Origin of the sequence: Streptoverticillium reticulum, from assembly GCF_047456005.1 — a bacterium.
Taxonomy (GTDB): domain Bacteria; phylum Actinomycetota; class Actinomycetes; order Streptomycetales; family Streptomycetaceae; genus Streptomyces; species Streptomyces reticulum.
Map to the genome: position 1 here is coordinate 3,120,040 of NZ_CP179755.1, position 23,475 is coordinate 3,143,514.

Genomic DNA, 23,475 nt, shown 5'->3' on the forward strand with positions numbered 1-23,475 from the left:
GCGGTGTGGGTGGCGTGGTGCGGGCGGGGCGCGGCTAGCGCACCCAGCCCGTGAAGCTCTGTCCGATGGTGCGGGTCTTCTGCGTCGCGCGCGGCTGGGCGCCGCCTTCGACCGCGGCCGAAACGGCGCGCACCAGCCAGGCGTTGACCGACAGGCCCTCGCGGCTCGCGGCCTCCTCGGCGCGTGCCTTGAGGTGGGCCGGCAGGCGCAGGTTGACGCGGGCGATGCCGCCCTCGTCGCCCTCCGCCGGGGGCGGCGGCGCGAGCGGTGCGGCGGGGGCGGCCACTGCTTCCGCGGGGCCGCTGTCGGCGGGCGGCGGGGTCACGACGAAGTCGGGGTCCAGCCCGCGCAGCCGTACGTCGACCGAGCCGGGGGCGAGTTCACGGGTGATCTCGTCCATCGCGGCGGAGAGCACGTTGAGCATGGTCAGACGGGTCGCCGACTCCAGCGGAGCGGTGAGCCGCTCGGCCAGCTCCCGGGCATCGTCGCCGCCGGCTTCGGCAGCCACCGCGAGTTCACGGCGGAGGGAGTCGACATACGGGGTGAGGTCCATGACGGAGATGATGGCACCACTATGGCGCCATGCGCAAGCCGTGGTGGCGCCGCCACGGGAAAGCGGGGGCGGTGCCATGTGGCACCACGTGGCGCCATGCGCCCCGCCAGGGGCGCGGGGAACTGCGCGAGCAACCACGACGCGCCCGCAGTCGACTCCCCCAGCTACCTCCCCCAGCTACCGCTGGGGGTACCCCCCAGGAGGTGCCCCCAGGGGGCTGCGCCCCGGACCCCTGGGGTGGTGCGTCGGCTGCAGGCCGTCGGTGGCTGATCGCGCAGTTCCCCGCGCCCCTGACGGGGCGCCCGGCTGGTCGCGCCCACGCGGCGGAGCCGCTGGGGGTACCTCCCAGCGGTAGCTGGGGGAGATACAGCCCCGCGCCCCTTACGGGGCGCCGGGCGCCCCCTCCTCCGCAAAATGGCACGCCGACCGGTGCGCAGCCGGCCCCCCGTCCTCCCGGAACCACGCGGGGACCTCCAGCGGCGGCACCACCTCCGCGCACACCGCCTGCGCCTTCCAGCACCGGGTGCGAAAGCGGCACCCCGACGGCGGATCCGCGGGCGACGGCACCTCCCCCGTCAGCAGAATCCGGTCCCGCCCCTCCCGCCCCCGCGGATCGGGCACCGGCACCGCCGACAGCAGCGCCTGCGTGTACGGATGCGTCGGGTGCTCGTAGATCTCCGCGTCCGACCCCGACTCCGCCAGCCGCCCCAGGTACATCACCGCCACCCGGTCCGAGATGTGCCGCACCACCGACAGGTCGTGGGCGATGAACACGTACGACAGCCCGAACTCCCGCTGCAGCCGCTCCAGCAGGTTCACCACCTGCGCCTGCACCGAGACGTCCAGCGCCGACACCGGCTCGTCCGCCACGATCACCTCCGGCCGCAGCGCCAGCCCGCGCGCGATGCCGATGCGCTGCCGCTGGCCGCCCGAGAACTGGTGCGGATAGCGGTTGACGTACTCCGGGTTGAGACCCACCACGTCCAGCAGCTCCTGCACCCTCCGCCGCCGGCTGCCCTTCGGTGCGGCCTCCGGGTGGATCTCGTACGGCTCGCCGATGATGTCGCCGACCGTCATACGGGGGTTCAAGGACGTGTACGGGTCCTGGAAGACCATCTGGATGTTGCGCCGGACCGCCTTCAGCGCCTTTCCCGACAGCCGCGTGATGTCCTCGCCGCGGTAGCGGATGTGCCCGGCCGTCGGCCGTTCCAGGTTCACGAGCAGCTTCGCGACCGTCGACTTGCCGCACCCCGACTCCCCCACGATGCCGAGGGTCTCGCCCTTGCGCACGTCGAAGGAGACGCCGTCCACCGCGTGCACCGCCCCCACCTGCTTCTTGAAGAGGATGCCGCGGGTGAGCGGGAAGTGCTTGACGAGGTCCCGGACTTCGAGAACAGACTCACCGTGCGTCATCGAGGGTGTCCTTCCAGAAGTGGCACGCACTCGTCCGCCCCGGCGCCACCGCGAAGAGCGGCGGCCGGTCCGTCCGGCAGACGTCCTGGGCGCGTGGGCAGCGCGGATGGAAGGGGCAGCCGGCCGGGATCGCCGTCAGGCTGGGCGGCAGGCCCTTGATCGCGTACAGCTCCGCGCCCTTGCGGTCGAGGCGCGGGATGGAGTCCAGCAGACCGCGGGTGTACGGGTGCGCGGGCGCACGGTACAGCTCGTGCACGGGTGCCGTCTCCACGATCCGGCCCGCGTACATCACCGCGATGTCGTCGGCGACGTCCGCGACGACCCCCAGGTCGTGGGTGATGAGGATGAGCCCCATGGTGAACTCGCGCTGCAACTCCGCGAGCAGGTCCATCACTTGGGCCTGGACGGTGACGTCCAGCGCGGTCGTCGGCTCGTCCGCGATGATCAGGTCCGGCTCCAGGGCCAGCGCCATCGCGATCATGATGCGCTGCCGCATGCCACCGGAGAACTGGTGCGGGTAGTCGTTCACCCGCTCCTTCGCGGCCGGAATGCGCACCCGGTCCATCAGCCGGACCGCCTGCGCCCGGGCGTCCTTGCGGGTCGCCCCCCGGTGCACCTCGTACATCTCGGCGAGCTGCGCGCCCACCGTCATCACGGGGTTGAGGGCGGAGAGTGCGTCCTGGAAGATCATGGCGAGCCTGGCGCCGCGGATCTTGCGGCGCTCCTCCTCGCCCGCGGTCAGCAAGTCCTTCCCCCGGAAGAGGACTTGACCACCGGTGACGAAGCCGGGCGGCGAGTCCAGGATGCCCATGACGGCCTGGGCTGTGACGGACTTGCCGGACCCGGACTCCCCCAGCACGGCCAGTGTGCGCCCGGCGGCCACGGAGTAGCTCACGCCGTTGACGGCCTTGGCCACCCCGTCGCGCGTACGGAATTCGACGTGCAGGTCGCGCACGTCCAGCAGAACGTCCTGCTCCATCTCCCCGCTCCTCAGCGCAACTTGGGGTCGAGGGCGTCGCGCACCGCGTCGCCGAGCATGATGAACGCGAGCACCGTGACGCTCAGTGCCCCCGCGGGCCACAGCAGCATGTGCGGGGCGTTGCGGATCTGGGTGGAGGCGTTGGAGATGTCGATGCCCCACGAGACGGTGGGCGGCCGCAGCCCGACGCCGATGAAGGACAGCGTGGCCTCCAGGGCGATGTACGTGCCGAGGGCGATGGTCGCGACGACGATGACCGGCGCCACCGCGTTGGGCGCGATGTGCCGCAGCAGCATCCGCATGTTGCCCGCGCCCAGCGCCCGCGCCGCCTGGACGTAGTCGTGCTGCTTGGCGGTGACGACGGCGCCGCGCGCGATGCGGGAGATCTGCGGCCAGCCCAGCAGCACGATGAAGCCGACGACCGGCCAGATGGACCGGCCCGTCACCACGGACAGGAAGACCAGCCCGCCCAGGATGATCGGGATGCCGAAGAACACGTCGGCGAGCCGTGACAGCAGGGCGTCCCACCAGCCCCCGTAGAACCCGGCGAGCCCGCCGAGCGCGCTGCCGAGCAGCGCGGCCCCCGCCGTCGCGCACACGCCGACGGTGATGGAGGCGCGGGCCCCGTAGACGGTGCGGGTGTAGACGTCGCAGCCCTGGGTGTCGAACCCGAAGGGGTGCCCGGGCCGGGCCCCGTCCTGGGCCAGGGCCAGGTTGCACTGCAGCGGGTTCCCGCTCGCGACGATCTGCGGCCACACGGCGATCAGCGCCAGGAAGACGATGACGGCGGCGGAGACCACGAACACCGGGTTGCGCCGCAGGTCGTGCCAGGCGTCGGACCACAGGCTGCGTGCCTTGGCGCTGCCGGGCGCGGCGGGTGGGGGCACCTCCAGGCGGTAGCCGGGGGACGGCCCGCCCTCCAGGGTCTCCGCCTCGCTGGTGGCCAGGCTCATGGCACCGCCGCCCGCAGGGGTGACGGCGTCCCGGGGGTCGGGCGGGTCGGGCGGCGGCTCAGGCATAGCGGATCCTCGGGTCGAGCACGGCGTAGAGCAGGTCGACGAGCAGGTTGGCCACCAGGAAGACGATGACCAGGACGGTCACGAAGCCCACGACGGTCGGCGAGTTCTGCCGCAGGATGCCCTGGTAGAGCTGGAAGCCGACGCCGTGGATGTTGAAGATGCGCTCGGTGACGATGGCGCCGCCCATCAGCGCCCCGACGTCGGTGCCGATGAAGGTGACCACCGGGACGAGCGAGTTGCGCAGCAGGTGCCGGACGACGATGCGGCGGCGCGGCAGTCCCTTGGCGACGGCGGTGCGCAGGTAGTCGGCGCGGGAGTTCTCGGCGATGGACGTGCGCGTCAGGCGCGTGACGTAGGCGAGGGAGGTGAGGGCCAGCACCACGCCGGGCAGCAGCAGTTCACCGAGCCGCGCGTCGGGCGAGACGGACGGCGTGGCGGTCCCCCACTTCACGCCGAACACGTACTGCAGCACGTAGCCGCTGACGAACGTCGGGACGGAGACCACGACCAGTGTGAGCAGCAGCACGGTGGTGTCCAGGGCGCGTCCGCGCCGCAGCCCGCTGAAGACGCCGAGCGCGATGCCGACGACGATCTCGAAGGCGATGGCGACGAGCGTGAGGCGCAGGGTCACCGGGAAGGCGTCGGCCATCAGCTCGGTGACCTTCTGGCCGTTGAAGGCGGTGCCGAAGTTCCCGGTGAGGATCTGCCCCATGTAGTGCAGGTACTGGATGCCCAACGGCCGGTCGAGATACAGGTCCTTGCGGATCTGTGCGGCGGTCGCGGGGTCGGGCGCCTTGTCGCCGAAGAGCGCGGCGACGGGGTCGCCGAGCGCGTAGACCATGACGAAGATGAGGAAGGTGCTGCCGATGAAGACGGGGATCATCTGCAGCAGCCGCCGGATCACATAACGCCCCATATCGCATTCCTCACTTGACGGTGATCCGTTCGTAGACCGGGACGCTGAAGGGGTTGAGCATCACGCCGGAGAGGCCTTCGGCGTACCCCGCGCTGCCGTTCTGGTACCAGAGCGGGATGGCGGGCATCTGCCGGGCGAGGACCTGTTCCGCGTCCTGGAAGGTGGCGACGGCCCGGGCCGGGTCGGACTCGGCGTTGGCCTCGTCGACGAGCCGGTCGAAGTCGCTGCTGCTGAACTTGCCGTAGTTGGAGGAGGCGTCGGTGTAGTAGAGCGGCTGGAGGAAGTTCTGGACGAGCGGATAGTCCATCTGCCAGCCGGAGCGGAACATGCCGGTCACCTTCTCGCCGGTGATCCGGTTGCGGAAGTCCGCGAAGGTGCCGACGGGGTCGACGGTGCAGGCCCGGTCGTTGCCGAGGGCGTTGTTGATGCTGTTGCAGACGGCGTCCATCCACAGCCGGTGGGATCCGGTGTCGACGTTCGAGCTGACGGTGACGTGCCCGCCGGGCAGCCCGCCGCCCTCCTCGATGAGCTGCCTGGCCCGGACCGGGTCGTACGCGCAGGCCTCGCCGCACAGGCCCGCCTTGTAGCCGCCCTGGACGCCGAGCACGGGCGAGGTCCAGTCGGTGGCCGGGGTACGGGTCCCCCGGTAGATCTGCCCGGTGATCTCCTCCCGGTTGATCGCCATCGACAGCCCCCGGCGGACCTTCGCCATCTCTCGCCCGGTCCAGCTCGCGTCGTACATGGGGAAGGAGAGGGTCTGGATGATGCCGGCGGGCTGGTTGATGTAGCGGCCGTCGAGATCGCTCTTCACGTTCTTCAGCTGGGCGCTGGGGATGTCGTCGACGAGGTCGAGGTTGCCGGCCATGAGGTCGGTGTAGGCCGTGTTGTTGTCGGTGTAGACCCGCAGCTCGACGCCCTTGTTCCGGGCCTTGTCGGGACCGGGGTAGCCGTCCCACCGCTTGAGCCGCATCACGGACCCCTTGGCGTAGGAGTCGATCGTGTAGGGCCCGTTGCCGACGGGCTTTTTCAGCCAGCCCGCGTGGTCGGTGAAGAACGCGCGGGGCAGCGGGGCGTAGGCGGCGTAGCCGAGGGTGTCCGGCCAGGTGGAGAACTTGGTGCGCAGCCGGACGGTGAAGGTGCGGTCGTCCTGCACGGCGAGCCCGGTGAGAGTGCGGGCAGTGGCGCGACCGGAGGCGGGATGGACCTTGTCGTACCCGTCGATGTACTCGAAGAAGGAGGCGTTCTTCTGCTTGTTGTCGACGAGCGCGCCGTAGTTCCAGGCGTCGACGAAGGAGTGGGCGGTGACGGGCTCGCCGTTGCTGAAGGTCCACCCGGGCCTGACGGTGATGGTGAAGTTCTGCTGGTCCGGGGTCTCGATCGTCTCGGCGAGCATGTCCTCGGCGGCGCCGGTCTGCGGGTCGTACCGCTTGAGCCCCCGGAAGACCATGTCGAGGACCTTGCCGCCCTGCACCTCGTTGGTGTCGGCGGGCTCAAGCGGACTCTGCGGATCCCCCCACGAGGCCCTCACCACCCCGGCCCGCGCCCGCCCGCCCCCCGTACACCCGGCGGCGGCCGCCACCGCCAGCACGACGGCCACGGCACCGCAGACGGCCCGGCGGCGGCGCGTGCGCGCGGCTCGGCGCATGGGGGCTCCTCCGTCGGCGCGGTGGGGTAATCCGGCAAATATCACTTACGGCCAGATTTCACACCATGCGGAGGTGTGGGACGGGCCTCCGAGGCCGGAGGGGCGGATAAACCGCCCGGATGCGGGAGCGCGGGCACGCGCGGGGCATCGACCCTGAGCTGATCAGCAGGATTCGATCACCATCGAAAGACCTGGCCGCCAGGCGCGGTGATCAGCAGGATCTCTGACGCCCCTACCGCTGGTAACGGGCTCCGTCTCCGGAGAGGGACCATCTGTGATCAAGCGCATGCTCGGGACCGCAGCCGCAGCCGCCGTACTCGGCCTGGCCGTCGCCGCACCCGCCACGGCCCAGGAGGCCGCGCGCCCCGCCATCACCAACCCGGTGTGCGACGGCAGCGACTACGTCACCGTGTACTCCGACTACGGCTCGACCTGCTACGCAAACGCCGGATCCACGCACCCCAACATCCACAGCGTCTGGCAGGTGTGCAGCGGGAACAATGACATCTACGTCCAGTTCGCCTCCGGCGGCCCGGCCGGACAGGACATAGCCCGGCACACGTGCTACTCCCTCAAGGACTGGGCGGGCGACTCGTACCTCACGTACCTCTGGATCAAGTAACCCGGAGCCGCCCGGCCTCCGGCCGGCAGCGAACTCGGCTCACCGAAAGGGACGGCGCATGACCGTGCAGCACACGGAGCCCAGTGGCCCGCTCATCCCCAAACCCGCTCTTACGCTGCCCGCTCTGCGCCGGGCCGTGGCCACGGTGGCCCCGTCGCGTCTGCCCGAGTTCTTCGACGACATGCAGAAGGCGTTCGTCCGCGCCGGGGACGAGGGCAGCGTCACCCCCATCCGGATGTTCTACCGGCACTGGGGCGTGATCGTGGAGATCGATCGTCATCCGCAGATCGCCCGGCGTCTGCGCACCGCCGAGCGAGCGATGGACAGCGAGCACGCAGCCGTACGGGAACAGGCGATCCGCGAGGCCGGCGAGATCGTCCGAGCGGCACACCGCGAAATCGAGGGCGGCCGGCCGACGTAGCCGGCCGGCCGCCTCGACATCGGCCGGGGCCAAGGGAGTTGCCGCGCCCCGCCATACCGGCAGCAGGTACCCGCAGCCGAGGGATTAACCGACAGACCGGTACAATGCCCCCTTGTCATGTCCCAAGTAATGAATCCGGCGGCGGAAGACACCGCGCCCGCGCCCTCCCCCACGTCAGTGCCCGCCGGCCGGGCCCGCCCGGCGAAGGCCTCGCGGCTCGCCGTGCTGGACGGGCTCCGGCTCGTCGCGGCCCTGATGGTCGTGGTCTACCACTACACGGCGATGGACAACCCGTGGGCGGGGCACACCAGAACGATCTTCCCCACGCTCCACACGTTCTCCCAGTACAGCTGGACCGGCGTCGAGGTCTTCTTCCTCATCAGCGGCTTCGTCATCTGCATGAGCAGCTGGGGACGCTCGGTCGGCGAGTTCTTCGCCTCCCGCATCTCCCGGCTCTACCCGGCCTATTGGGTCGCGGTGGCCGTGTCGTTCGCCGTGATCACCCTCTGGCCGCTGGTCCCGCTGTTCCACCGCGTGGACGGCTGGACGCACGCCGCGATCAACATGACCATGCTGCAGGGCGGCATGGGGATCCCGGACGTCGACGGCGTGTACTGGACCCTCTTCTGCGAGCTGAAGTTCTACCTCCTCTTCGCCCTCGTGGTCGTGGCCCGGGGCGTGAGCTACCGCAACTGCGTGATCTTCTGCTGTCTTTGGACGGTCGCCGGCATCGTCGACTACACCGCGCCGAGCCAGCTCCTCGACATGTGGGCCATGCCGCTCTTCTCGCCGTACTTCGTGGCCGGCATCGCGTTCTACCTGATGTACCGGTACAAGCCGAACGCCGTGCTCACCGGCATCGTGCTGGTCTCGTTCCTGCTCGCCGAGAACCAGATCGTCAAGCGCGTCGGCTTCAACCTGACCGAGCCGCACCGCCCGATCCCGGCCTGGCCCGCCCAGGTGATCGTGGCGCTGGCCTTCGCCTTCATGGCGCTGCTGGCGCTGGGCGCCTTCGACCGCATCCAGTGGCGCTGGCTGACCACGGCGGGCGTCCTCACCTACCCGCTGTACCTGCTGCACGAGGACATCGGCTGGACGATCATCGCCGCCCTCCGCCATACGGCTTCGCCGCTGGTGCTGGTGGCCGGGACGACCGTCGCCATGATGCTCGCCGCCTACCTCCTCCACCGCCTGGTGGAACGCCCTTTGGGCCCAAGGCTGAGCCGATGGCTCAAGAAGGCCACGGCGGAGATCAGAAGCCTCTGAACGAACAGTTCCCCGCGCCCGTAAGGGGCGCGGGGAACTGCGCGACCGGCCACAGCGAACCCGCAGCCGAAGAACCGCCCAACCGGCGCAGCCGTCAGGCCGCGTGCACCACGTCCTTCTCCTCGGCGAAGTGGCACGCCGACTCATGCGCCGCCGGCGTCTTCTTCCCCGCGAACACCTCCGGCACCGCCAGCAGCGGCACCTCCTCCGCGCACTTGTCCTGCGCCTTCCAGCACCGCGTGCGGAACCGGCAGCCGGACGGCGGGTTGGCCGGGGACGGCACGTCGCCGGTGAGGATGATCCGCTCGCGGCCCTCGCGCGCCTCCGGGTCCGGGACCGGGACGGCCGACAGCAGCGCCTGCGTGTACGGGTGCGTCGGGTGGTCGTAGATCTCCGCGTCCGTGCCGATCTCGGCCAGCTTGCCGAGGTACATCACGCCCACGCGGTCCGAGATGTGCCGGACGATCGACAGGTCGTGCGCGATGAAGACGTAGGACAGGTTGAACTCGTCCTGCAGCTTCTCCATCAGGTTCACGACCTGGGCCTGGACGGACACGTCCAGGGCCGACACCGGTTCGTCGCAGATGATGATCTCGGGGTTGAGCGCCAGCCCGCGCGCGATGCCGATGCGCTGCCGCTGGCCGCCCGAGAACTGGTGCGGATAGCGGTTGATGTACTCCGGGTTGAGACCCACGACGTCCAGCAGCTCCTGGACCCGCCGCCGGCGGTCGCCCTTCGGGGCCACCTCGGGGTGGATGTCGAAGGGCTCGCCGATGATGTCGCCCACCGTCATACGGGGGTTGAGCGAGGTGTACGGGTCCTGGAACACCATCTGGATGTTCCGGCGCACGGCCTTCAGCGCACGCCCGGACAGCTTGGTGATGTCCTGGCCCTTGTAGAAGACCTCGCCCGCGGTGGCCGTCTCCAGGGTCATCAGCAGCTTGGCGACGGTGGACTTGCCGCAGCCGGACTCGCCCACGATGCCGAGCGTCTCGCCCTGGTAGAGGTCGAAGGAGACCCCGTCGACCGCCTTGACCGCGCCGACCTGCTTCTTGAACAGGACGCCCTGCGTCAGCGGGAAGTGCTTGACGAGGTTGCGGACCTGGAGGATCGGCTCGCCGCGCTCCACAGGGGCGTCGAGCACGGCCTCGACCTCGGCGGTCGTGCTGGCGTCACTGGCCACGACGTCGGAGAGGGCCTCGTCCTTCGTACCGGTCTCAGCCATGGATCGTCTCCTTCCAGAAGTGGCACGCGCTCCCGCGGCCGGCCAGGGCGGTGCCGTCCTGCTCGGTCACCGGGTGCAGCGCCGGAACCTCCGAGCCGCAGATGTCCTGGGCCTTGGGGCAGCGCGGGTTGAAGGCGCAACCGGTGGGAATGCGCAGCAGGTTGGGCGGCAGACCCTTGATCGCGAAGAGCTCCTGGCCCTTCTGGTCCAGGCGCGGGATCGAGTCCAGCAGACCCCGGGTGTAGGGGTGCGCGGGGCGCTTGTACAGCTCGTGCACGGGCGCCGTCTCCACGATCCGGCCCGCGTACATCACCGCGATCTTGTCGGCGACGTCCGCGACGACGCCCAGGTCGTGGGTGATGAGGATGAGCCCCATGTTGAACTCGCGCTGCAGCTCGGCCAGCAGGTCCATGACCTGGGCCTGGACGGTGACGTCCAGCGCGGTCGTCGGCTCGTCCGCGATGATCAGGTCCGGCTCCAGGGCCAGCGCCATCGCGATCATGATGCGCTGCCGCATACCGCCCGAGAACTGGTGCGGGTAGTCGTTCACCCGCTCCTTCGCGGCGGGGATGCGCACCCGGTCCATCAGCTCGATGGCCTTGGCGCGGGCGTCCTTCTTGGACATGCCCTGGTGGACGCGGAACATCTCGCCCAGCTGGTACCCCACGCTGAGCACGGGGTTGAGGGAGGACAGCGCGTCCTGGAAGATCATGGCGATCTTGGCGCCGCGGATCTTCCGGCGCTCCTCGGCGGACATCTTGAGCATGTCCTGGCCGCGGAAGAGGATCTCCCCCTTGGGGATCGACCCCGGCGGCATGTCGAGGATGCCCATGACGGCCTGCGCCGTCACGGACTTGCCAGAGCCGGACTCGCCGAGCACGGCGAGCGTCTCGCCCGCGTTCACGGAGTAGTTGACCCCGTTGACGGCCTTGGCGATGCCGTCGCGGGTGTGGAACTCCACGTGCAGGTCGCGGACTTCGAGGAGGGGGGCGTCCTTCTTCCCCGACTGCTCGGGGGTGTTCGCCGTCTTCTCTGTGGGGGTGGTGGTCACGTGCGTCTCCCTCAGCGCAGCTTGGGGTCGAGGGCGTCGCGCACCGCGTCGCCGAGCATGATGAACGCCAGCACGGTCACGCTCAGGAAGCCTGCCGGGAAGAGCAGGACGTGCAGCGCGTTACGGATCTGCTCGGAGCCGTCGGAGATGTCGCCGCCCCACGAGATGCCGTTCTGGATGCCGATGCCGAGGTAGGACAGGGTCGCCTCAAGCGAGATGTACATGCCGAGGGAGATGGTCGCCACGACGATGACCGGCGCGAGGGAGTTGGGCAGGACGTGCTTCATCAGGATCCGGCCGCTGCCCGCGCCGAGGGCCCGGGCGGCCTGGACGTAGTCCGCCTGCTTGACGGTGATCACCGCACCGCGCATGACGCGGGTGATCTGGGTCCAGCCCAGGATGCCGATGGCCGCCGAGACGGTCCAGGCCGTACGGCCGGTGAACGCCTGCAGGATGACCAGGGAGCCGAGCAGGATCGGCACGCCCGAGAAGATGTCGGTGAGCCGGGAGAGCACGGCGTCGAGCCAGCCGCCGAAGTAGCCGGCGATCATGCCGATGAAGCTGCCGAGCAGGGTGACGATCGCCGTGGTGACGACACCGACGATGATCGAGGCGCGGGCGCCGTAGATGACACGCGCGTAGATGCTGCGGCCCTGGGCGTCGTAGCCGAACCAGTCGACGTCGCCGACGTGGCTGAGGTTGGGCTTCTGGAGGAAGTGCGTCAGGTCGCCCGGCTTCGGGTCCGCATCGGTGAACCAGCCGGGGAAGGCCGAGATGGCCAGCAGCAGCAGGATGATGACGGCGGACACGATGAAGACCGGCCGGCGGCGCAGATCCCGCCAGGCGTTGGCCCAAAGGCTGTTGGAGACTTCCTTCTTGGGCTTCTCCGGGGCGGCGGCGCCGGTACCGGTGGACGAAACGGTCGCGGATGCCCGGGCGGTGGTGGTGTCGTTCAGCTCAGGCATAGCGGATCCTCGGGTCCAGAACGGCGTAGAGGAGGTCGACCAGGAGGCTCGCGACCAGGTACACGACGACCAGGAAGGTCACGGTCCCGACGACCAGCGGGCCGTCGGCCCCGGTGATGGCCTTGTAGAGCGTGTTGCCGACGCCCTTGACGTTGAAGATGCCCTCAGTGACGATCGCGCCGCCCATCAGGGCGCCGAGGTCGGTCCCGAGGAACGTCACCACGGGGATGAGGGAGTTGCGCAGCAGGTGCACGCCGATGACGCGGCGGCGCGGCAGGCCCTTGGCGACCGCGGTGCGGATGTAGTCGGAGCGGATGTTCTCGACCACGCTGGTGCGGGTGAGCCGGGAGACGTACGCGAGCGAGACCGAGCCGAGCACGATGCCGGGGAGGATCAGCTGCGTGATGTCGTTGGAATCCGTGACCGTGGGGTTGACGATGCCCCACTTCGTTCCGACGTAGACCTGCGCGATGTAGCCGATCACGAAGATCGGGATGGAGATGACCAGCAGGGTGAGGACGAGGACGATCTGGTCCACGATCTTGCCCCGCTTGAGGCCCGTCAGCACGCCGAGGGCGACACCGAAGACGGCCTCCAGCACGAAGGCCACGAGCGCGAGTTGAATGGTGACGGGGATCGCGTCCCCGAGGATGTCGGACACCTCGCGCTGGCTGAAGCTCAGGCCGAGGTCGCCCTGGAACAGGTTGCTGAGATACGTCCAGTACTGCTCGATCAGCGACTTGTCGAGTCCGTACTGGTGCTTGAGCCGGGCCACGGTGGCCGGGTCGGCGGCCTTGTCGCCGAAGAGCGCCTTCACGGGGTCGCCCGGGAGGGCGTACACCGCAAGGAAGATGATCAAAGTGGTGCCGATGAACACCGGGATCATCTGGAGCAGGCGTCGCAGGATATAACGCCCCATCGTGCCTCCAATGCGGTCGGCACGACGGCGGCCGGAGGGTTCTCCCGGAACCCGCCGGCCGCCCGCCGTGCGACCGGTTCAACCGTCCCCGGCGGTGGGCGCCGGGGACGGAACGCCGGTGTGTGAACTACTTCTTGAGAACCTGGACGTTCGTCCAGATCGGGTCGCCGATCCAGTCGTAGGCCACGTCCTTGACGTGCGTCGAGTAGCCGCCGTTCTCCTCGTAGTTCCACAGCGGGATCTGCGGCATGTCCTTGAAGAGGATTTCTTCGGCCTTCTTGTACAGCTTCGCCGAGTCCTCGGGCGTCTTGGCCTTGTCGGCCTCGTTCGCGAGGTCGTCGAACTCCTTGCTGCTGTAACCGGAGTCGTTGGAGGCGGCACCCGTGCGGTACACGTCGGCGAGGAAGCTCGCGATGTGCGGGTAGTCGGCCTGCCAGCCGGTGCGGAACATGTCGCCGGCGCCCAGCTTCTTGCTGGTGATCAGGTCGCGCGAGGTCTTGAAGTCCGGCTTCGGGTTGCCCTCGCAGGCGACGCCGAGCGTCTTGGTGATGGAGTTGCAGACCGCGTCGACCCACGGCTTGTGGTTGCCGTCGCTGTTGTACAGGATGGTGATCTTGTTGCCCGGGACGCCGCCGCCGTCCTTGACGAACTGCTTGGCCTTGTCCGGGTTGAACTGCAGCAGGTCGTTCTTGGCGTTCGCGTCGTAGCCGAGGATGCCCGGGGTGAGGAAGCCGTTGGCGGGCTTGCGGGAGCCCTGCAGCACCGTCTTGGTGATGGTGTCGCGGTCGATGGCCATGGACAGGCCCTGACGGACCTTGGCCTTGTCGACGCCGTCCCACTCCTTGTCGTACATGGCGAAGCCGATCATCTGGAGCGTCGCCATCGGCTGGTCCACGGCGCGGTCGCCGAGGTCCTGCTTGTACTTGGTGAGGCTGGACGGCGGGACCATGTCCAGCACGTCGAGACCGCCGGACTGCAGGTCGGCGTAGGCCGCCTCGCCCTTCAGGTAGAACTTGAAGTCGACGCCGCCGTTCTTCGGCTTGTCGTCACCCTTGTAACCGTCCCACGAACGCAGGGAGATCTGCGTGTTGTGGTCCCACTTCTCCACCTGGTAGGGGCCGTTGCCGATCGGCTTCTGGCCGAACGCCTTCGGGTCCTTGTAGAACTCCTTCGGCAGCGGGGAGAGGGCCGGGTAACCCGTCTTGTACTGCCAGTAGGAGACCGGCTGCTTGAGCTCGACGGTGAAGGTCTTGTCGTCCTTGACCACCAGACCCGACATCTTGTCGCTGGACGGGTCGCCCTTCTCCGGGTGGACCTCGTCGTAGCCCTTGATGTCGGAGAACCAGGAGCTGTTCAGCTGCGCGTTCTTGGAGTTGGCGCCCCAGTTCCAGGCGTCGACGAAGGATGCGGCCGTCACCGGCTCGCCGTTCTGGAACGTCCAGCCCGGCTTCAGCGTGACGGTGAAGTGCTGGGAGTCCGTGGTCTCGATCTTGTCGGCCACGGCCATCTTCAGCGACCCGTCCTTGGGCGCGTACTGCGTCAGACCGCGGAAGATGCTCTTGAGGATGCGACCGCCGCCGACCTCGTTGCCGTTGGCCGGCTGCAGCGGGTTCTGCGGCTCCGTCGACTGGTAGGTGAAGATCCCCTTGGCATCCGGGTCACCGGACGCCCCGTCCTTCTTGTCACCGCCGCAGGCCGTGGCGGCCATCGCCACGACTATTGCGCACGCCGCCCACTTGGCGCTCTTTGCACCGCGCATGGGTTCGCCTCCTCATGAGTCCACTATCACTACGAGTGAGGCGCCGGTCCCCCGCTGACACCCCTGACAGCGGAGAGGGAACCGGCACCTCGAGTGTGCTCGTGAGTCGGCGCTCCCCACAGCGCGTGACCCATTGACCCGAGCTCAGTGAACCCAACTATTAAGTAACTGCGGCCTGTAAACCACACTTAAAGGGTTTCGCTTTGGTCACAGCGACCCCTGAAAAAAGTTGAGAAAGCGGACAAATACCGCCCAGACAGACAGCTACGAAACGGACTGTTAACACAACATCCGGGATCGCGGGTCCGATATCCGGGCATGCAAGAGGCCCGGGGCCCCCGCTCTGGAAGCGGAGGTTCCGGGCCTCTTGTCAGTCAGTTGACCGTGAGGTCAGGTGACCGCGGCTCAGCCGTGCTTGGCGCGCGAGGCGGAGCGGCCGCGCTCCTTCTGGTCCAGGACGACCTTGCGGATGCGGACGGCCTCCGGGGTCACCTCGACGCACTCGTCGTCGCGGCAGAACTCCAGCGACTGCTCCAGCGACAGCTTGCGCGGCGGCACGATGGCCTCGAAGGAATCGGCCGAAGAAGAGCGCATGTTGGTGAGCTTCTTCTCCTTGGTGATGTTGACGTCCATGTCGTCGGCGCGGGAGTTCTCGCCGACGATCATGCCCTCGTACACCTCGGTGCCCGGGTCGGTGAAGAGCACGCCGCGCTCCTGGAGGTTCGTCATCGCGAAGGCGGTGACGGCACCGGCGCGGTCGGCGACCAGGGAGCCGTTGTTACGGGTCTTCAGCTCGCCGAACCAGGGCTCGTGGCCCTCGTGGATGGAGTGGGCGATGCCGGTGCCGCGGGTGTTCGTCAGGAACTCCGTGCGGAAGCCGATCAGACCACGGGACGGGACGACGAACTCCATGCGGACCCAGCCGGAGCCGTGGTTGGACATGTTGTCCATGCGGCCCTTGCGGGTGCCCATGAGCTGGGTGACGGCGCCCATGTGCTCCTCGGGCACGTCGACCGTGAGGCGCTCGACCGGCTCGTGGACCTTGCCGTCGACCTCCTTGGTGACGACCTGCGGCTTGCCGATGGTCATCTCGAAGCCCTCGCGGCGCATCTGCTCGACCAGGATGGCCAGCGCCAGCTCACCGCGGCCCTGCACCTCCCAGGCGTCGGGGCGCTCGGTGTCCAGCACGCGCAGCGAGACGTTACCGACCAGCTCGCGGTCCAGACGGTCCTTGACCTGGCGGGCGGTGACCTTGCGGTCCTTGACCGCGGACTTGGCGTCCGCGCCCTTGCCCGTGCCGCCGCGGCCGACCAGCGGGGAGGTGTTGGTGCCGATGGTCATGGAGATCGCGGGCTCGTCGACCGTGATCAGCGGCAGGGCGACCGGGTTCTCCGGGTCGGCCAGGGTCTCGCCGATCATGATGTCGGGGATACCGGCGACGGCGCAGATGTCGCCCGGGCCGGCCACCTCGGCCGGCTTGCGGGTGAGGGCCTCGGTCATCATCAGCTCGGTGATGCGGACGTTGGAGACCGAGCCGTCGCGCTTGATCCAGGCCACGGTCTGGCCCTTGCGCAGCTCGCCCTGCTCGACGCGGAGCAGCGCGATACGGCCGAGGAAGTTGTCGGCGTCGAGGTTGGTGACGTGGGCCTGGAGCGGCGCGTCCTCCTCGAACGTCGGGGCCGGGACGTGCTCCAGGATGGTGGAGAAGAACGGCTCCAGGTTCTCGCTGTCCGCCGGGACGGTGCCGTCCTCCGGCTTGGTCAGCGAGGCGATGCCGTCACGGCCGCAGGCGTAGACGATCGGGAACTCGATCTGGTCCTCGTCGGCGTCCAGGTCGAGGAAGAGGTCGTAGGTCTCGTTGACGACCTCGTCGATGCGGGAGTCCGGGCGGTCCGTCTTGTTGATGCAGAGGATGACCGGCTTCCGCTGCTGGAGCGCCTTGCGGAGCACGAAGCGGGTCTGCGGCAGCGGGCCCTCGGAGGCGTCGACGAGCAGCACGACCGCGTCCACCATCGACAGACCGCGCTCGACCTCGCCACCGAAGTCGGCGTGGCCGGGGGTGTCGATGATGTTGATCGTGATCGGGGTCCCGCCGTCCTTGGGGTGATACTTCACCGCCGTGTTCTTGGCGAGGATCGTGATGCCCTTCTCACGCTCCAGGTCGTTGGAGTCCATGACACGGTCGTCGACGGACTCCAGCTGGTGCGCCGCGAAGGCGCCGGCCTGCTTGAGCATGGCGTCGACGATGGTCGTCTTACCGTGGTCGACGTGGGCGACGATGGCGACGTTACGAATGTCGTGGCGCGTGGGCATACTTGCGGCGCTTCTCCCGGAATCGTGGATGGCGGCGCGTACGGTCCGGCACGCGCGCCCGCCGGGCAGATCAACGCCACGGCCTCACTCCATGGTAAGGGTGCGGCGCCGCTTTGGCTCTCCAGGGGCTCTGACCTGGGGTTACTCCTGGTGGGAGCGCTCTCAGCGGCGGAACCCCATGTCCTGGTACCGCGGGGTCGCCAGACCAAAGGCCCCGGCGTTCACGACAGTGGAGCGCGCCCCCACCAGCTCCGGCCGCTGGTACAGCGGGATCGACCCGGCCGCCGCCCAGATCCGCGCGTCCGCCCGGGTGACCAGGTCCCGCGAGGCGTCCTCGTCCAGCTCGCTCGACGCCTGGTCGAAGAGCCGGTCGATCTGGTCGGTGCCGACCCGCGTGTAGTTCTGCTCGACGGTCAGCGACCCGTCCGTCGCCGGCTGCGGCTTCGCGAAGATCGGCCGGGCGTCGGTGGCCGGGAAGGCGCTCGCGGGCCAGGAGTAGAGCGCGAGGTCGAAGTCGCCGGAGGCGATGTGGTCCTTGAAGTAGCCCGCGTCCTCGACCCTGGTGATCTCCGTGCGAATGCCGACCGCCTCCAGCTGGCGGGCGATACGGTCGCCGACGGCCCGCAGGGACTCCGTCCCCGACCCCTTCGGCAGGACGAAGCGGAGGGCGAGCTTCTTGCCGTCCTTGAGGCGGACGGGCGCTGCCGCGCCCTTGCCGGACGTGGAGCCGTTGTTCCGGTCGTCCCGCAGTTCCTTCGTCGTGTCCTCCGCCGCCTCGGCCGGCTTCTTCCGGGCCGCCTGCCCCTCCTTCCAGCCCGCGTCGGCGAGCAGGGCCATGGCCGCCCGCGGGTCCATGCCGCCGATCGCGTCGCTGTTGTCCTGGTAGCCCTCCTGTCCGGCGACGAGCACATGGCTGCCGAGCGGCTCGGCGGGCAGCCCGAGCGGCCGGAGGACGGACTCGGCGATGGCCCGGCGGTCGATGGCCCGGGCGACGGCGCGCCGCACGCGCTCGTCGGCGAGCGGCCCGGAGGCGCCGTTGAGGGCGAGCTGGGTGTAGGCGGGCTCCAGGGACTTGCGGACCACCAGCCCGCGCAGCTGCGGGTCGGACGGCTTGACCGGCTTCCCGGCCTTGTCCTTCTTCGGCGGCATGTTCGCCTTCGCAATGCGCGTGGCGATGTCGGGGGTGATCTCGGCGAGGTCCACCTTGCCGCTCGCCAGCGCCTCGGCCCGCTGCTCGCGCGGCACGACGCGCAGCACGAGCCGGTCCAGCTCGGCCCGGTCGCCCCACCACTTGGGGTTCCGCACGAGGGTGAGGGTGCCCTGGTCCTCGTCGCGGCTGCCGACCTTGAACGGCCCGGCGGCCAGCGGCAGCTCCTTGCGGGCGGAGTCGTTGAACCCGGTCGGGGTGCCCATGACGGACTTCGGGTAGAGCGGGGTGAAGAGGGAGGGCCAGTCGGCATAGCTCTTCGCGAAGGTGACCTTGACCTCGTGGGCGTCGGCGCCGCGCTCGACGCGCTCGATCCGGTCGTAGCCGGCGTTGCGGGCCGTCCAGTACGCGCTGTCCTTGCCGCGCAGCGCCTTGGCCTGGGCCTCGAAGTCCGCCGCGGTGACGGCGCTCCCGTCGCTCCACACGGCGGACGGGTTGAGCTTGTAGAGCACCACCTGGCGGGGCTCGCGCCGGACGACCTCGGCGGACTGCAGGAAGTCGGGGTTGCGCTGCGGGCGGCCGTGCCCGTCGAGGGTGAACAGGGCGGGGAGCACGGCCCCGGCGACCCGCTGCGAGCTGGCGTCGGCGTCGGCCTGGAAGGTGTTGAAGGTGGTGGGCAGGGCGTCGACGGCCCAGGTCAGGGTGCCCTTGTCGGCGATCTTCGCGCGCGCGGCGACGGCGATGTCCCGGGCGGCCGCGGCCCCGTCGGAGGCGTCCTGCTCGCCGGAGGAACAGCCGGCCAGGAGCGGCAGCGGGAGCAGCGCACCCGCCGCGAGCAGCGCGGCGCAGCGGCGGGCACGGGACGACCGGGTGCGGATGGGGGACATGGGCGCTGACCTCCGCGGGCTGGGCCGGGCTCGTTCGCAGCCGGCGCAGGCGGCCGCTGCTCGCCGCCCACTGAAGGCGACGGTCCCGGCGAAGACCCGCAGACACGGCGCCGCCGCCCCGCACGCCACCCGCCTGGACGAACGTTTCCGCAGCCTCGCGGCGTCACCCTGACGCGCACGGGCCATCACCCTGACGCGCACAGGGAATGCGCTCCCGCGAAGGCGCGATCGGGACGGCTATCTTCCCCTGAAGGGGTGTGACGCGCGACACTCTCTGTCGCATCTGCGCCGCCACCCGCAACCGCCGACGCGGAAGTGAGGGCACACCATGTCCGTCAAAGACGACCTGACCTCGGTCCAGCGCAGCCTGGACGAGCTGAACCGCGCGCTGGGCCGGCTGGAGCAACAGCTGGGCCGGGACCCGCTGGACGTGCGGCGGGTCCGCACCGACGCCGACCACCTGCGCGAGAGCGTCGCCCTGCTGCGCGGGGCACAGCCCGCCGAGAGCCTGCGCCCCGCCATGGTGCCGGTGCCGGTCCCGGACGCCCCCTACGACGCCTCGCTGTGGCGGGACGCCGACGACGAGGGCCTGGGCGCGCGCGACCGCCGCGCCCCCTAGCCGGGCCGGGCACCGACACCGAACCGTCCGCCCACTCCTCCCGGAGTCCGCCTTGGCCACTGGTACCGACCCCCAAGCCGTTGCCGCCGGCACCGGAGCGCGCCCCGCACGGGGCGGCGTCCACCACTCCTCCCGCGCCGCGATCCCCGAGCGCCACCTGCGGCGCGACCGCTGGTGGCTGGCGCCCGCCGCGACGGCCGCCGGGCTGCTGGCGTTCGTCGTGTACTCGACGTGGCGCGCGTTCGCGGGCGACCACTACTACGCGGCGCCCTACGTCTCGCCCTTCTACTCGCCCTGCCTCGCCGAGAACTGCGTGCCCATGAAGGGCGGCGCGGACTGGGGAGTGTTCGGGGCCTGGTGGGGCCTGTCGCCCGCACTGCTGGTCCTGATCTTCCCGCTGGGCTTCCGGCTCACCTGCTACTACTACCGCAAGGCCTACTACCGGGGCTTCTGGGCCGCCCCCGCGGCCTGCGCGGTGCCCGAGCCGCACGCGCGCTACACCGGGGAGACCCGCTTCCCGCTGATCCTGCAGAACATCCACCGCTACTTCTTCTACTTCGCGGTGATCGTCGCGGGCATCCTCACCTACGACGCCGTACTGGGCTTCCGGAACGCGGACGGCGAGTGGGGCCACATGGGCCTGGGCACCCTCGTCCTGCTCGTCAACATCGTGCTGATCTGGGCGTACACGGCCTCCTGCCACTCCTGCCGGCACATCGTCGGCGGGCGGCTGCGGAACTTCTCGCGGCACCCGGTGCGCTACCGCCTGTGGGGCTGGGTCAGCCGGCTCAACGCCCGTCACATGCAGCTCGCCTGGGCGTCCCTGGTCAGCGTGGCCGTGGCGGACTTCTACGTGTATCTGATCGCGAGCGGCGCCTTCGACGACCCGCGGTTCTTCTAGGACTTCCGGAACAGGACTTCCAGAACTTCCAGAACAGGGGCCTTTTTTCGATGACACAGGTGGAGCGGCAGTCCTGGGACGTGGTCGTGGTGGGCGCCGGCGGCGCCGGGCTGCGGGCCGCCATCGAGGCGCGGGAGCGGGGACTGCGGGTCGCGGTGATCTGCAAGTCGCTGTTCGGCAAGGCGCACACGGTGATGGCCGAGGGCGGCATCGCGGCCTGCATGGGCAACGTCAACTCCAAGGACAACTGGAAGGTCCACTTCCGGGACACCCTGCGCGGCGGCAAGTTCCTCAACAGCTGGCGGATGGCCGAGCTGCACACCCAGGAGGCGCCCGACCGGGTGTGGGAGCTGGAGACCTGGGGCGCGGTCTTCGACCGCACCGACCGCGGGATGATCTCCCAGCGCAACTTCGGCGGGCACGAGTACCCGCGGCTGGCCCACGTCGGCGACCGCACCGGCCTGGAGCTCATCCGCACGCTCCAGCAGAAGATCGTCTCCCTGCAGCAGGAGGACCACAAGGAGACGGGCGACTACGAGGCCCGGCTGAAGGTGTTCCAGGAGTGCACGGTCACAAGGGTCTTGAAGGACGACAACCGCGTCGCCGGCGTCTTCGGCTACGAGCGCGAGTCCGGCCGCTTCTTCGTGATCGAGGCCCCGTCCGTGATCCTGGCCACCGGCGGCATCGGCAAGTCCTTCAAGGTGACCTCCAACTCCTGGGAGTACACCGGCGACGGGCACGCCCTGGCGCTGCTCGCCGGGGCCCGGCTGGTCAACATGGAGTTCGTGCAGTTCCATCCGACGGGCATGGTCTGGCCGCCGTCCGTCAAGGGCATCCTGGTCACCGAGTCCGTGCGCGGCGACGGCGGGGTGCTGCGCAACAGCGACGGCAAGCGGTTCATGTTCGACTACATCCCGGACGTCTTCCGCGAGAAGTACGCCGACACCGAGGCCGAGGCCGACCGCTGGTACGAGGACCCCGACCACAACCGCCGCCCGCCCGAGCTGCTCCCCCGCGACGAGGTGGCCCGCGCCATCAACGCCGAGGTCAAGGCCGGGCGCGGCACCCCGCACGGCGGGGTGTTCCTGGACGTCTCCACCCGGATGCCCGCCGACGCGATCATCCGCAAACTCCCGTCCATGCACCACCAGTTCAAGGAGCTGGCGGACGTGGACATCACCGCCGAGCCCATGGAGGTCGGCCCCACCTGCCACTACGTTATGGGCGGCGTCGAGGTCGAGCCGGACACCGCGGAGGCGGTCGGCGTCACGGGCCTCTTCGCGGCAGGCGAGGTCGCCGGCGGCCTGCACGGCTCCAACCGCCTCGGCGGCAACTCCCTTTCGGACCTGCTGGTCTTCGGCCGCCGGGCCGGGCTCTACGCGGCCGAGTACGCGGCCTCGTTCGGCGCCGCGGACCGGCCCGCGGTCTCGGACGCGGACGTGGAATTGGCGGAGGCGGAGGCGCTGCGCCCGTTCGGCGCGGAGGGCGCGGAGCAGGACCCCGCGCAGGGCCCGGAGAACCCGTACGCCGTCCACCAGGAACTGCAGCAGTCGATGAACGACCTGGTGGGGATCATCCGCCGGGAGGCCGAGATGGCGGAGGCGCTGCGCCGTCTGGACGCCCTGCGGGCCCGCGCCCGGCGGGCCGGGGTCGAGGGGCACCGGCAGTTCAACCCCGGCTGGCACCTGGCCCTCGACCTGCGCAACATGCTGCTGGTCAGCGAGTGCGTGGCGCGGGCGGCCCAGGAGCGCACCGAGAGCCGCGGCGGGCACACGCGCGACGACCACCCGGCGATGGACCGGGAGTGGCGGCGGATCAATCTGGTCTGCCGGCTCGCCAACGGGGCCGTCGGGGCCGGCACGGCGGACCCGGCGCTGGGGCGGATCCGGCTGGAGCGGCAGGAGATGCCGCCGATGCGGCCGGACCTGCTGGCGCTGTTCGAGAAGGAAGAGCTGGTCAAGTACCTGACGGACGAGGAGCTCACCTCATGACCTACCAGGGCCGCTTCAGGGTGTGGCGGGGTGACGCCGAGGGCGGCGGCCTCGTCGACTACGAGGTGGACGTCCACGAGGGGGAGGTCGTCCTCGACATCGTCCACCGCATCCAGGCCACCACCGCCCCCGACCTGGCCGTCCGCTGGAACTGCAAGGCGGGCAAGTGCGGTTCGTGCAGCGCGGAGATCAACGGGCGTCCGCGGCTGCTGTGCATGACGCGGATGTCCGTCTTCGACCCCGCGGAGACGATCACCGTGACCCCGATGCGGGCCTTCCCGGTGCTGCGCGACCTGGTCACGGACGTCTCGTACAACTACACCAAGGCCCGCGAGGTGCCGTCCTTCGTCCCGCCGCCCGGGGTGAAGGCGGGCGAGTACCGGATGATGCAGGAGGACGTCAACCGGGTGCAGGAGTTCCGCAAGTGCATCGAGTGCTTCCTGTGCCAGAACACCTGTCACGTGGTCCGTGACCACGAGGAGAACAAGCAGGTGTTCGCGGGGCCGCGCTTCCTGATGCGGATCGCGGAGCTCGACATGCACCCGCTGGACGCGGCCGAGGAGACGGGCACCGACCGGAAGCGCGGGGCGCGCGAGGAGCACGGGCTCGGGTACTGCAACATCACCAAGTGCTGCACGGAGGTGTGCCCGGAGCACATCCGGATCACGGACAACGCGCTGATCCCGCTCAAGGAGCGGGTGGTGGACCGCAGCTACGACCCACTGGTCTGGCTGGGGAACCGGATCGGGCGGCGGAGCACGTAGGACGGGCAGGCAGGGCGGGGCAAGGGGCGCACGCCACCACTCACAGCAACCGCACAGCTGCTACGGGTAGCGGACCGACGATTCCGGTCATACGCTCCAA

Annotated in this window: 21 protein-coding genes; 8 read left to right on the top strand and 13 right to left on the bottom strand. The window is 69.7% G+C overall.

What is annotated here, in order from left to right; genetic code table 11:
* Nucleotides 1–34 precede the first annotated feature (34 nt).
* The 6 genes from ACMATS_RS13940 to ACMATS_RS13965 all read right to left on the bottom strand — a co-directional run bounded on the left by ACMATS_RS13940 (nucleotide 35) and on the right by ACMATS_RS13965 (nucleotide 6,525).
* The gene (locus ACMATS_RS13940) at nucleotides 35–553 is read right to left on the bottom strand and encodes a hypothetical protein (RefSeq protein WP_414168062.1); all 519 of its coding nucleotides are present in this window, start codon (nucleotides 551–553) and stop codon (nucleotides 35–37) included.
* A 381-nt stretch (nucleotides 554–934) separates the two neighbouring features.
* On the bottom strand, nucleotides 935–1,966 hold the full coding sequence (locus ACMATS_RS13945) for an ABC transporter ATP-binding protein (RefSeq protein ID WP_414168063.1): 1,032 nt from the start codon (nucleotides 1,964–1,966) through the stop codon (nucleotides 935–937).
* A complete protein-coding gene (locus ACMATS_RS13950; protein ID WP_390776339.1) occupies nucleotides 1,953–2,945 on the bottom strand; it encodes an ABC transporter ATP-binding protein in 993 nt (330 codons plus the stop codon). Before ACMATS_RS13950 ends, ACMATS_RS13945 begins: the two co-directional genes overlap by 14 nt.
* An 11-nt stretch (nucleotides 2,946–2,956) precedes the next feature.
* Nucleotides 2,957–3,964: an ABC transporter permease gene (locus tag ACMATS_RS13955; protein ID WP_414168064.1), complete on the bottom strand. Its 1,008-nt coding sequence runs from the start codon at nucleotides 3,962–3,964 to the stop codon at nucleotides 2,957–2,959.
* On the bottom strand, nucleotides 3,957–4,880 hold the full coding sequence (locus ACMATS_RS13960) for an ABC transporter permease (RefSeq protein ID WP_390776337.1): 924 nt from the start codon (nucleotides 4,878–4,880) through the stop codon (nucleotides 3,957–3,959). Before ACMATS_RS13960 ends, ACMATS_RS13955 begins: the two co-directional genes overlap by 8 nt.
* A 10-nt stretch (nucleotides 4,881–4,890) precedes the next feature.
* Nucleotides 4,891–6,525 carry a peptide ABC transporter substrate-binding protein gene (locus ACMATS_RS13965; protein WP_414168065.1) on the bottom strand — a complete coding sequence of 545 codons (1,635 nt, stop codon included), beginning with the start codon at nucleotides 6,523–6,525 and terminating at the stop codon, nucleotides 4,891–4,893.
* 286 nt (nucleotides 6,526–6,811) lie between these two features.
* Between ACMATS_RS13965 and ACMATS_RS13970 the strand changes: the two genes are divergently transcribed.
* The 3 genes from ACMATS_RS13970 to ACMATS_RS13980 all read left to right on the top strand — a co-directional run bounded on the left by ACMATS_RS13970 (nucleotide 6,812) and on the right by ACMATS_RS13980 (nucleotide 8,834).
* Nucleotides 6,812–7,147, top strand: coding sequence for a beta/gamma crystallin domain-containing protein (locus ACMATS_RS13970; protein ID WP_390776335.1), 336 nt, complete (start codon nucleotides 6,812–6,814; stop codon nucleotides 7,145–7,147).
* A 58-nt stretch (nucleotides 7,148–7,205) separates the two neighbouring features.
* Nucleotides 7,206–7,568 (top strand): hypothetical protein, encoded by a 363-nt coding sequence (locus tag ACMATS_RS13975; protein ID WP_390776334.1) that lies wholly within the window; start codon nucleotides 7,206–7,208, stop codon nucleotides 7,566–7,568.
* A 177-nt stretch (nucleotides 7,569–7,745) separates the two neighbouring features.
* Nucleotides 7,746–8,834 (top strand): acyltransferase family protein, encoded by a 1,089-nt coding sequence (locus tag ACMATS_RS13980; protein ID WP_414168066.1) that lies wholly within the window; start codon nucleotides 7,746–7,748, stop codon nucleotides 8,832–8,834.
* 94 nt (nucleotides 8,835–8,928) lie between these two features.
* On the opposite strand, the gene ACMATS_RS13985 is transcribed toward ACMATS_RS13980, so the two are convergent.
* The 7 genes from ACMATS_RS13985 to ACMATS_RS14015 all read right to left on the bottom strand — a co-directional run bounded on the left by ACMATS_RS13985 (nucleotide 8,929) and on the right by ACMATS_RS14015 (nucleotide 19,100).
* Nucleotides 8,929–10,059, bottom strand: coding sequence for an ABC transporter ATP-binding protein (locus ACMATS_RS13985; protein WP_390776332.1), 1,131 nt, complete (start codon nucleotides 10,057–10,059; stop codon nucleotides 8,929–8,931).
* A complete protein-coding gene (locus tag ACMATS_RS13990; RefSeq protein WP_390776331.1) occupies nucleotides 10,052–11,110 on the bottom strand; it encodes an ABC transporter ATP-binding protein in 1,059 nt (352 codons plus the stop codon). The genes ACMATS_RS13985 and ACMATS_RS13990 overlap by 8 nt, the downstream gene beginning before the upstream one ends.
* 11 nt (nucleotides 11,111–11,121) lie before the next feature.
* Nucleotides 11,122–12,075, bottom strand: a complete 954-nt coding sequence (locus ACMATS_RS13995) for an ABC transporter permease (protein WP_414168067.1) — start codon at nucleotides 12,073–12,075, stop codon at nucleotides 11,122–11,124.
* Nucleotides 12,068–12,994, bottom strand: coding sequence for an ABC transporter permease (locus ACMATS_RS14000; protein ID WP_390776329.1), 927 nt, complete (start codon nucleotides 12,992–12,994; stop codon nucleotides 12,068–12,070). The genes ACMATS_RS13995 and ACMATS_RS14000 overlap by 8 nt, the downstream gene beginning before the upstream one ends.
* A gap of 127 nt (nucleotides 12,995–13,121) precedes the next feature.
* Nucleotides 13,122–14,753, bottom strand: a complete 1,632-nt coding sequence (locus ACMATS_RS14005) for a peptide ABC transporter substrate-binding protein (protein ID WP_390776328.1) — start codon at nucleotides 14,751–14,753, stop codon at nucleotides 13,122–13,124.
* 405 nt (nucleotides 14,754–15,158) lie between these two features.
* Nucleotides 15,159–17,066, bottom strand: coding sequence for a translational GTPase TypA (gene typA / locus ACMATS_RS14010; protein WP_414168068.1), 1,908 nt, complete (start codon nucleotides 17,064–17,066; stop codon nucleotides 15,159–15,161).
* 162 nt (nucleotides 17,067–17,228) lie between these two features.
* Nucleotides 17,229–19,100: an ABC transporter family substrate-binding protein gene (locus ACMATS_RS14015; RefSeq protein WP_414168069.1), complete on the bottom strand. Its 1,872-nt coding sequence runs from the start codon at nucleotides 19,098–19,100 to the stop codon at nucleotides 17,229–17,231.
* On the opposite strand from ACMATS_RS14015, the gene ACMATS_RS14020 reads away from it, so the two are divergent.
* From ACMATS_RS14020 to ACMATS_RS14040, 5 genes are all read left to right on the top strand, one after another.
* On the top strand, nucleotides 19,099–19,272 hold the full coding sequence (locus ACMATS_RS14020) for a hypothetical protein (RefSeq protein WP_391152479.1): 174 nt from the start codon (nucleotides 19,099–19,101) through the stop codon (nucleotides 19,270–19,272). The two genes, ACMATS_RS14015 and ACMATS_RS14020, sit on opposite strands and share 2 nt — an antisense overlap.
* Nucleotides 19,273–19,428: 156 nt before the next feature.
* Nucleotides 19,429–19,719 (top strand): hypothetical protein, encoded by a 291-nt coding sequence (locus tag ACMATS_RS14025; RefSeq protein ID WP_390776325.1) that lies wholly within the window; start codon nucleotides 19,429–19,431, stop codon nucleotides 19,717–19,719.
* 52 nt (nucleotides 19,720–19,771) lie between these two features.
* A complete protein-coding gene (locus tag ACMATS_RS14030) occupies nucleotides 19,772–20,620 on the top strand; it encodes a hypothetical protein (protein WP_390776324.1) in 849 nt (282 codons plus the stop codon).
* A 50-nt stretch (nucleotides 20,621–20,670) separates the two neighbouring features.
* Nucleotides 20,671–22,611 (top strand): fumarate reductase/succinate dehydrogenase flavoprotein subunit, encoded by a 1,941-nt coding sequence (locus ACMATS_RS14035; RefSeq protein ID WP_414168070.1) that lies wholly within the window; start codon nucleotides 20,671–20,673, stop codon nucleotides 22,609–22,611.
* Nucleotides 22,608–23,375 carry a succinate dehydrogenase/fumarate reductase iron-sulfur subunit gene (locus ACMATS_RS14040; RefSeq protein ID WP_390776322.1) on the top strand — a complete coding sequence of 256 codons (768 nt, stop codon included), beginning with the start codon at nucleotides 22,608–22,610 and terminating at the stop codon, nucleotides 23,373–23,375. Before ACMATS_RS14035 ends, ACMATS_RS14040 begins: the two co-directional genes overlap by 4 nt.
* Nucleotides 23,376–23,475 lie beyond the last annotated feature (100 nt).

Bases quoted from the DNA above. Each gene is read 5' to 3' on its own strand.
- ACMATS_RS13940 (WP_414168062.1), bottom strand. From the start codon at position 553: ATGGACCTCACCCCGTATGTCGACTCCCTCCGCCGTGAACTCGCGGTG.
- ACMATS_RS13945 (WP_414168063.1), bottom strand. From the start codon at position 1,966: ATGACGCACGGTGAGTCTGTTCTCGAAGTCCGGGACCTCGTCAAGCAC.
- ACMATS_RS13950 (WP_390776339.1), bottom strand. From the start codon at position 2,945: ATGGAGCAGGACGTTCTGCTGGACGTGCGCGACCTGCACGTCGAATTC.
- ACMATS_RS13955 (WP_414168064.1), bottom strand. From the start codon at position 3,964: ATGCCTGAGCCGCCGCCCGACCCGCCCGACCCCCGGGACGCCGTCACC.
- ACMATS_RS13960 (WP_390776337.1), bottom strand. From the start codon at position 4,880: ATGGGGCGTTATGTGATCCGGCGGCTGCTGCAGATGATCCCCGTCTTC.
- ACMATS_RS13965 (WP_414168065.1), bottom strand. From the start codon at position 6,525: ATGCGCCGAGCCGCGCGCACGCGCCGCCGCCGGGCCGTCTGCGGTGCC.
- ACMATS_RS13970 (WP_390776335.1), top strand. From the start codon at position 6,812: ATGCTCGGGACCGCAGCCGCAGCCGCCGTACTCGGCCTGGCCGTCGCC.
- ACMATS_RS13975 (WP_390776334.1), top strand. From the start codon at position 7,206: ATGACCGTGCAGCACACGGAGCCCAGTGGCCCGCTCATCCCCAAACCC.
- ACMATS_RS13985 (WP_390776332.1), bottom strand. From the start codon at position 10,059: ATGGCTGAGACCGGTACGAAGGACGAGGCCCTCTCCGACGTCGTGGCC.
- ACMATS_RS13995 (WP_414168067.1), bottom strand. From the start codon at position 12,075: ATGCCTGAGCTGAACGACACCACCACCGCCCGGGCATCCGCGACCGTT.
- ACMATS_RS14000 (WP_390776329.1), bottom strand. From the start codon at position 12,994: ATGGGGCGTTATATCCTGCGACGCCTGCTCCAGATGATCCCGGTGTTC.
- ACMATS_RS14005 (WP_390776328.1), bottom strand. From the start codon at position 14,753: ATGCGCGGTGCAAAGAGCGCCAAGTGGGCGGCGTGCGCAATAGTCGTG.
- typA (WP_414168068.1), bottom strand. From the start codon at position 17,066: ATGCCCACGCGCCACGACATTCGTAACGTCGCCATCGTCGCCCACGTC.
- ACMATS_RS14020 (WP_391152479.1), top strand. From the start codon at position 19,099: ATGGGCGCTGACCTCCGCGGGCTGGGCCGGGCTCGTTCGCAGCCGGCG.
- ACMATS_RS14015 (WP_414168069.1), bottom strand. From the start codon at position 19,100: ATGTCCCCCATCCGCACCCGGTCGTCCCGTGCCCGCCGCTGCGCCGCG.
- ACMATS_RS14025 (WP_390776325.1), top strand. From the start codon at position 19,429: ATGTCCGTCAAAGACGACCTGACCTCGGTCCAGCGCAGCCTGGACGAG.
- ACMATS_RS14035 (WP_414168070.1), top strand. From the start codon at position 20,671: ATGACACAGGTGGAGCGGCAGTCCTGGGACGTGGTCGTGGTGGGCGCC.
- ACMATS_RS14040 (WP_390776322.1), top strand. From the start codon at position 22,608: ATGACCTACCAGGGCCGCTTCAGGGTGTGGCGGGGTGACGCCGAGGGC.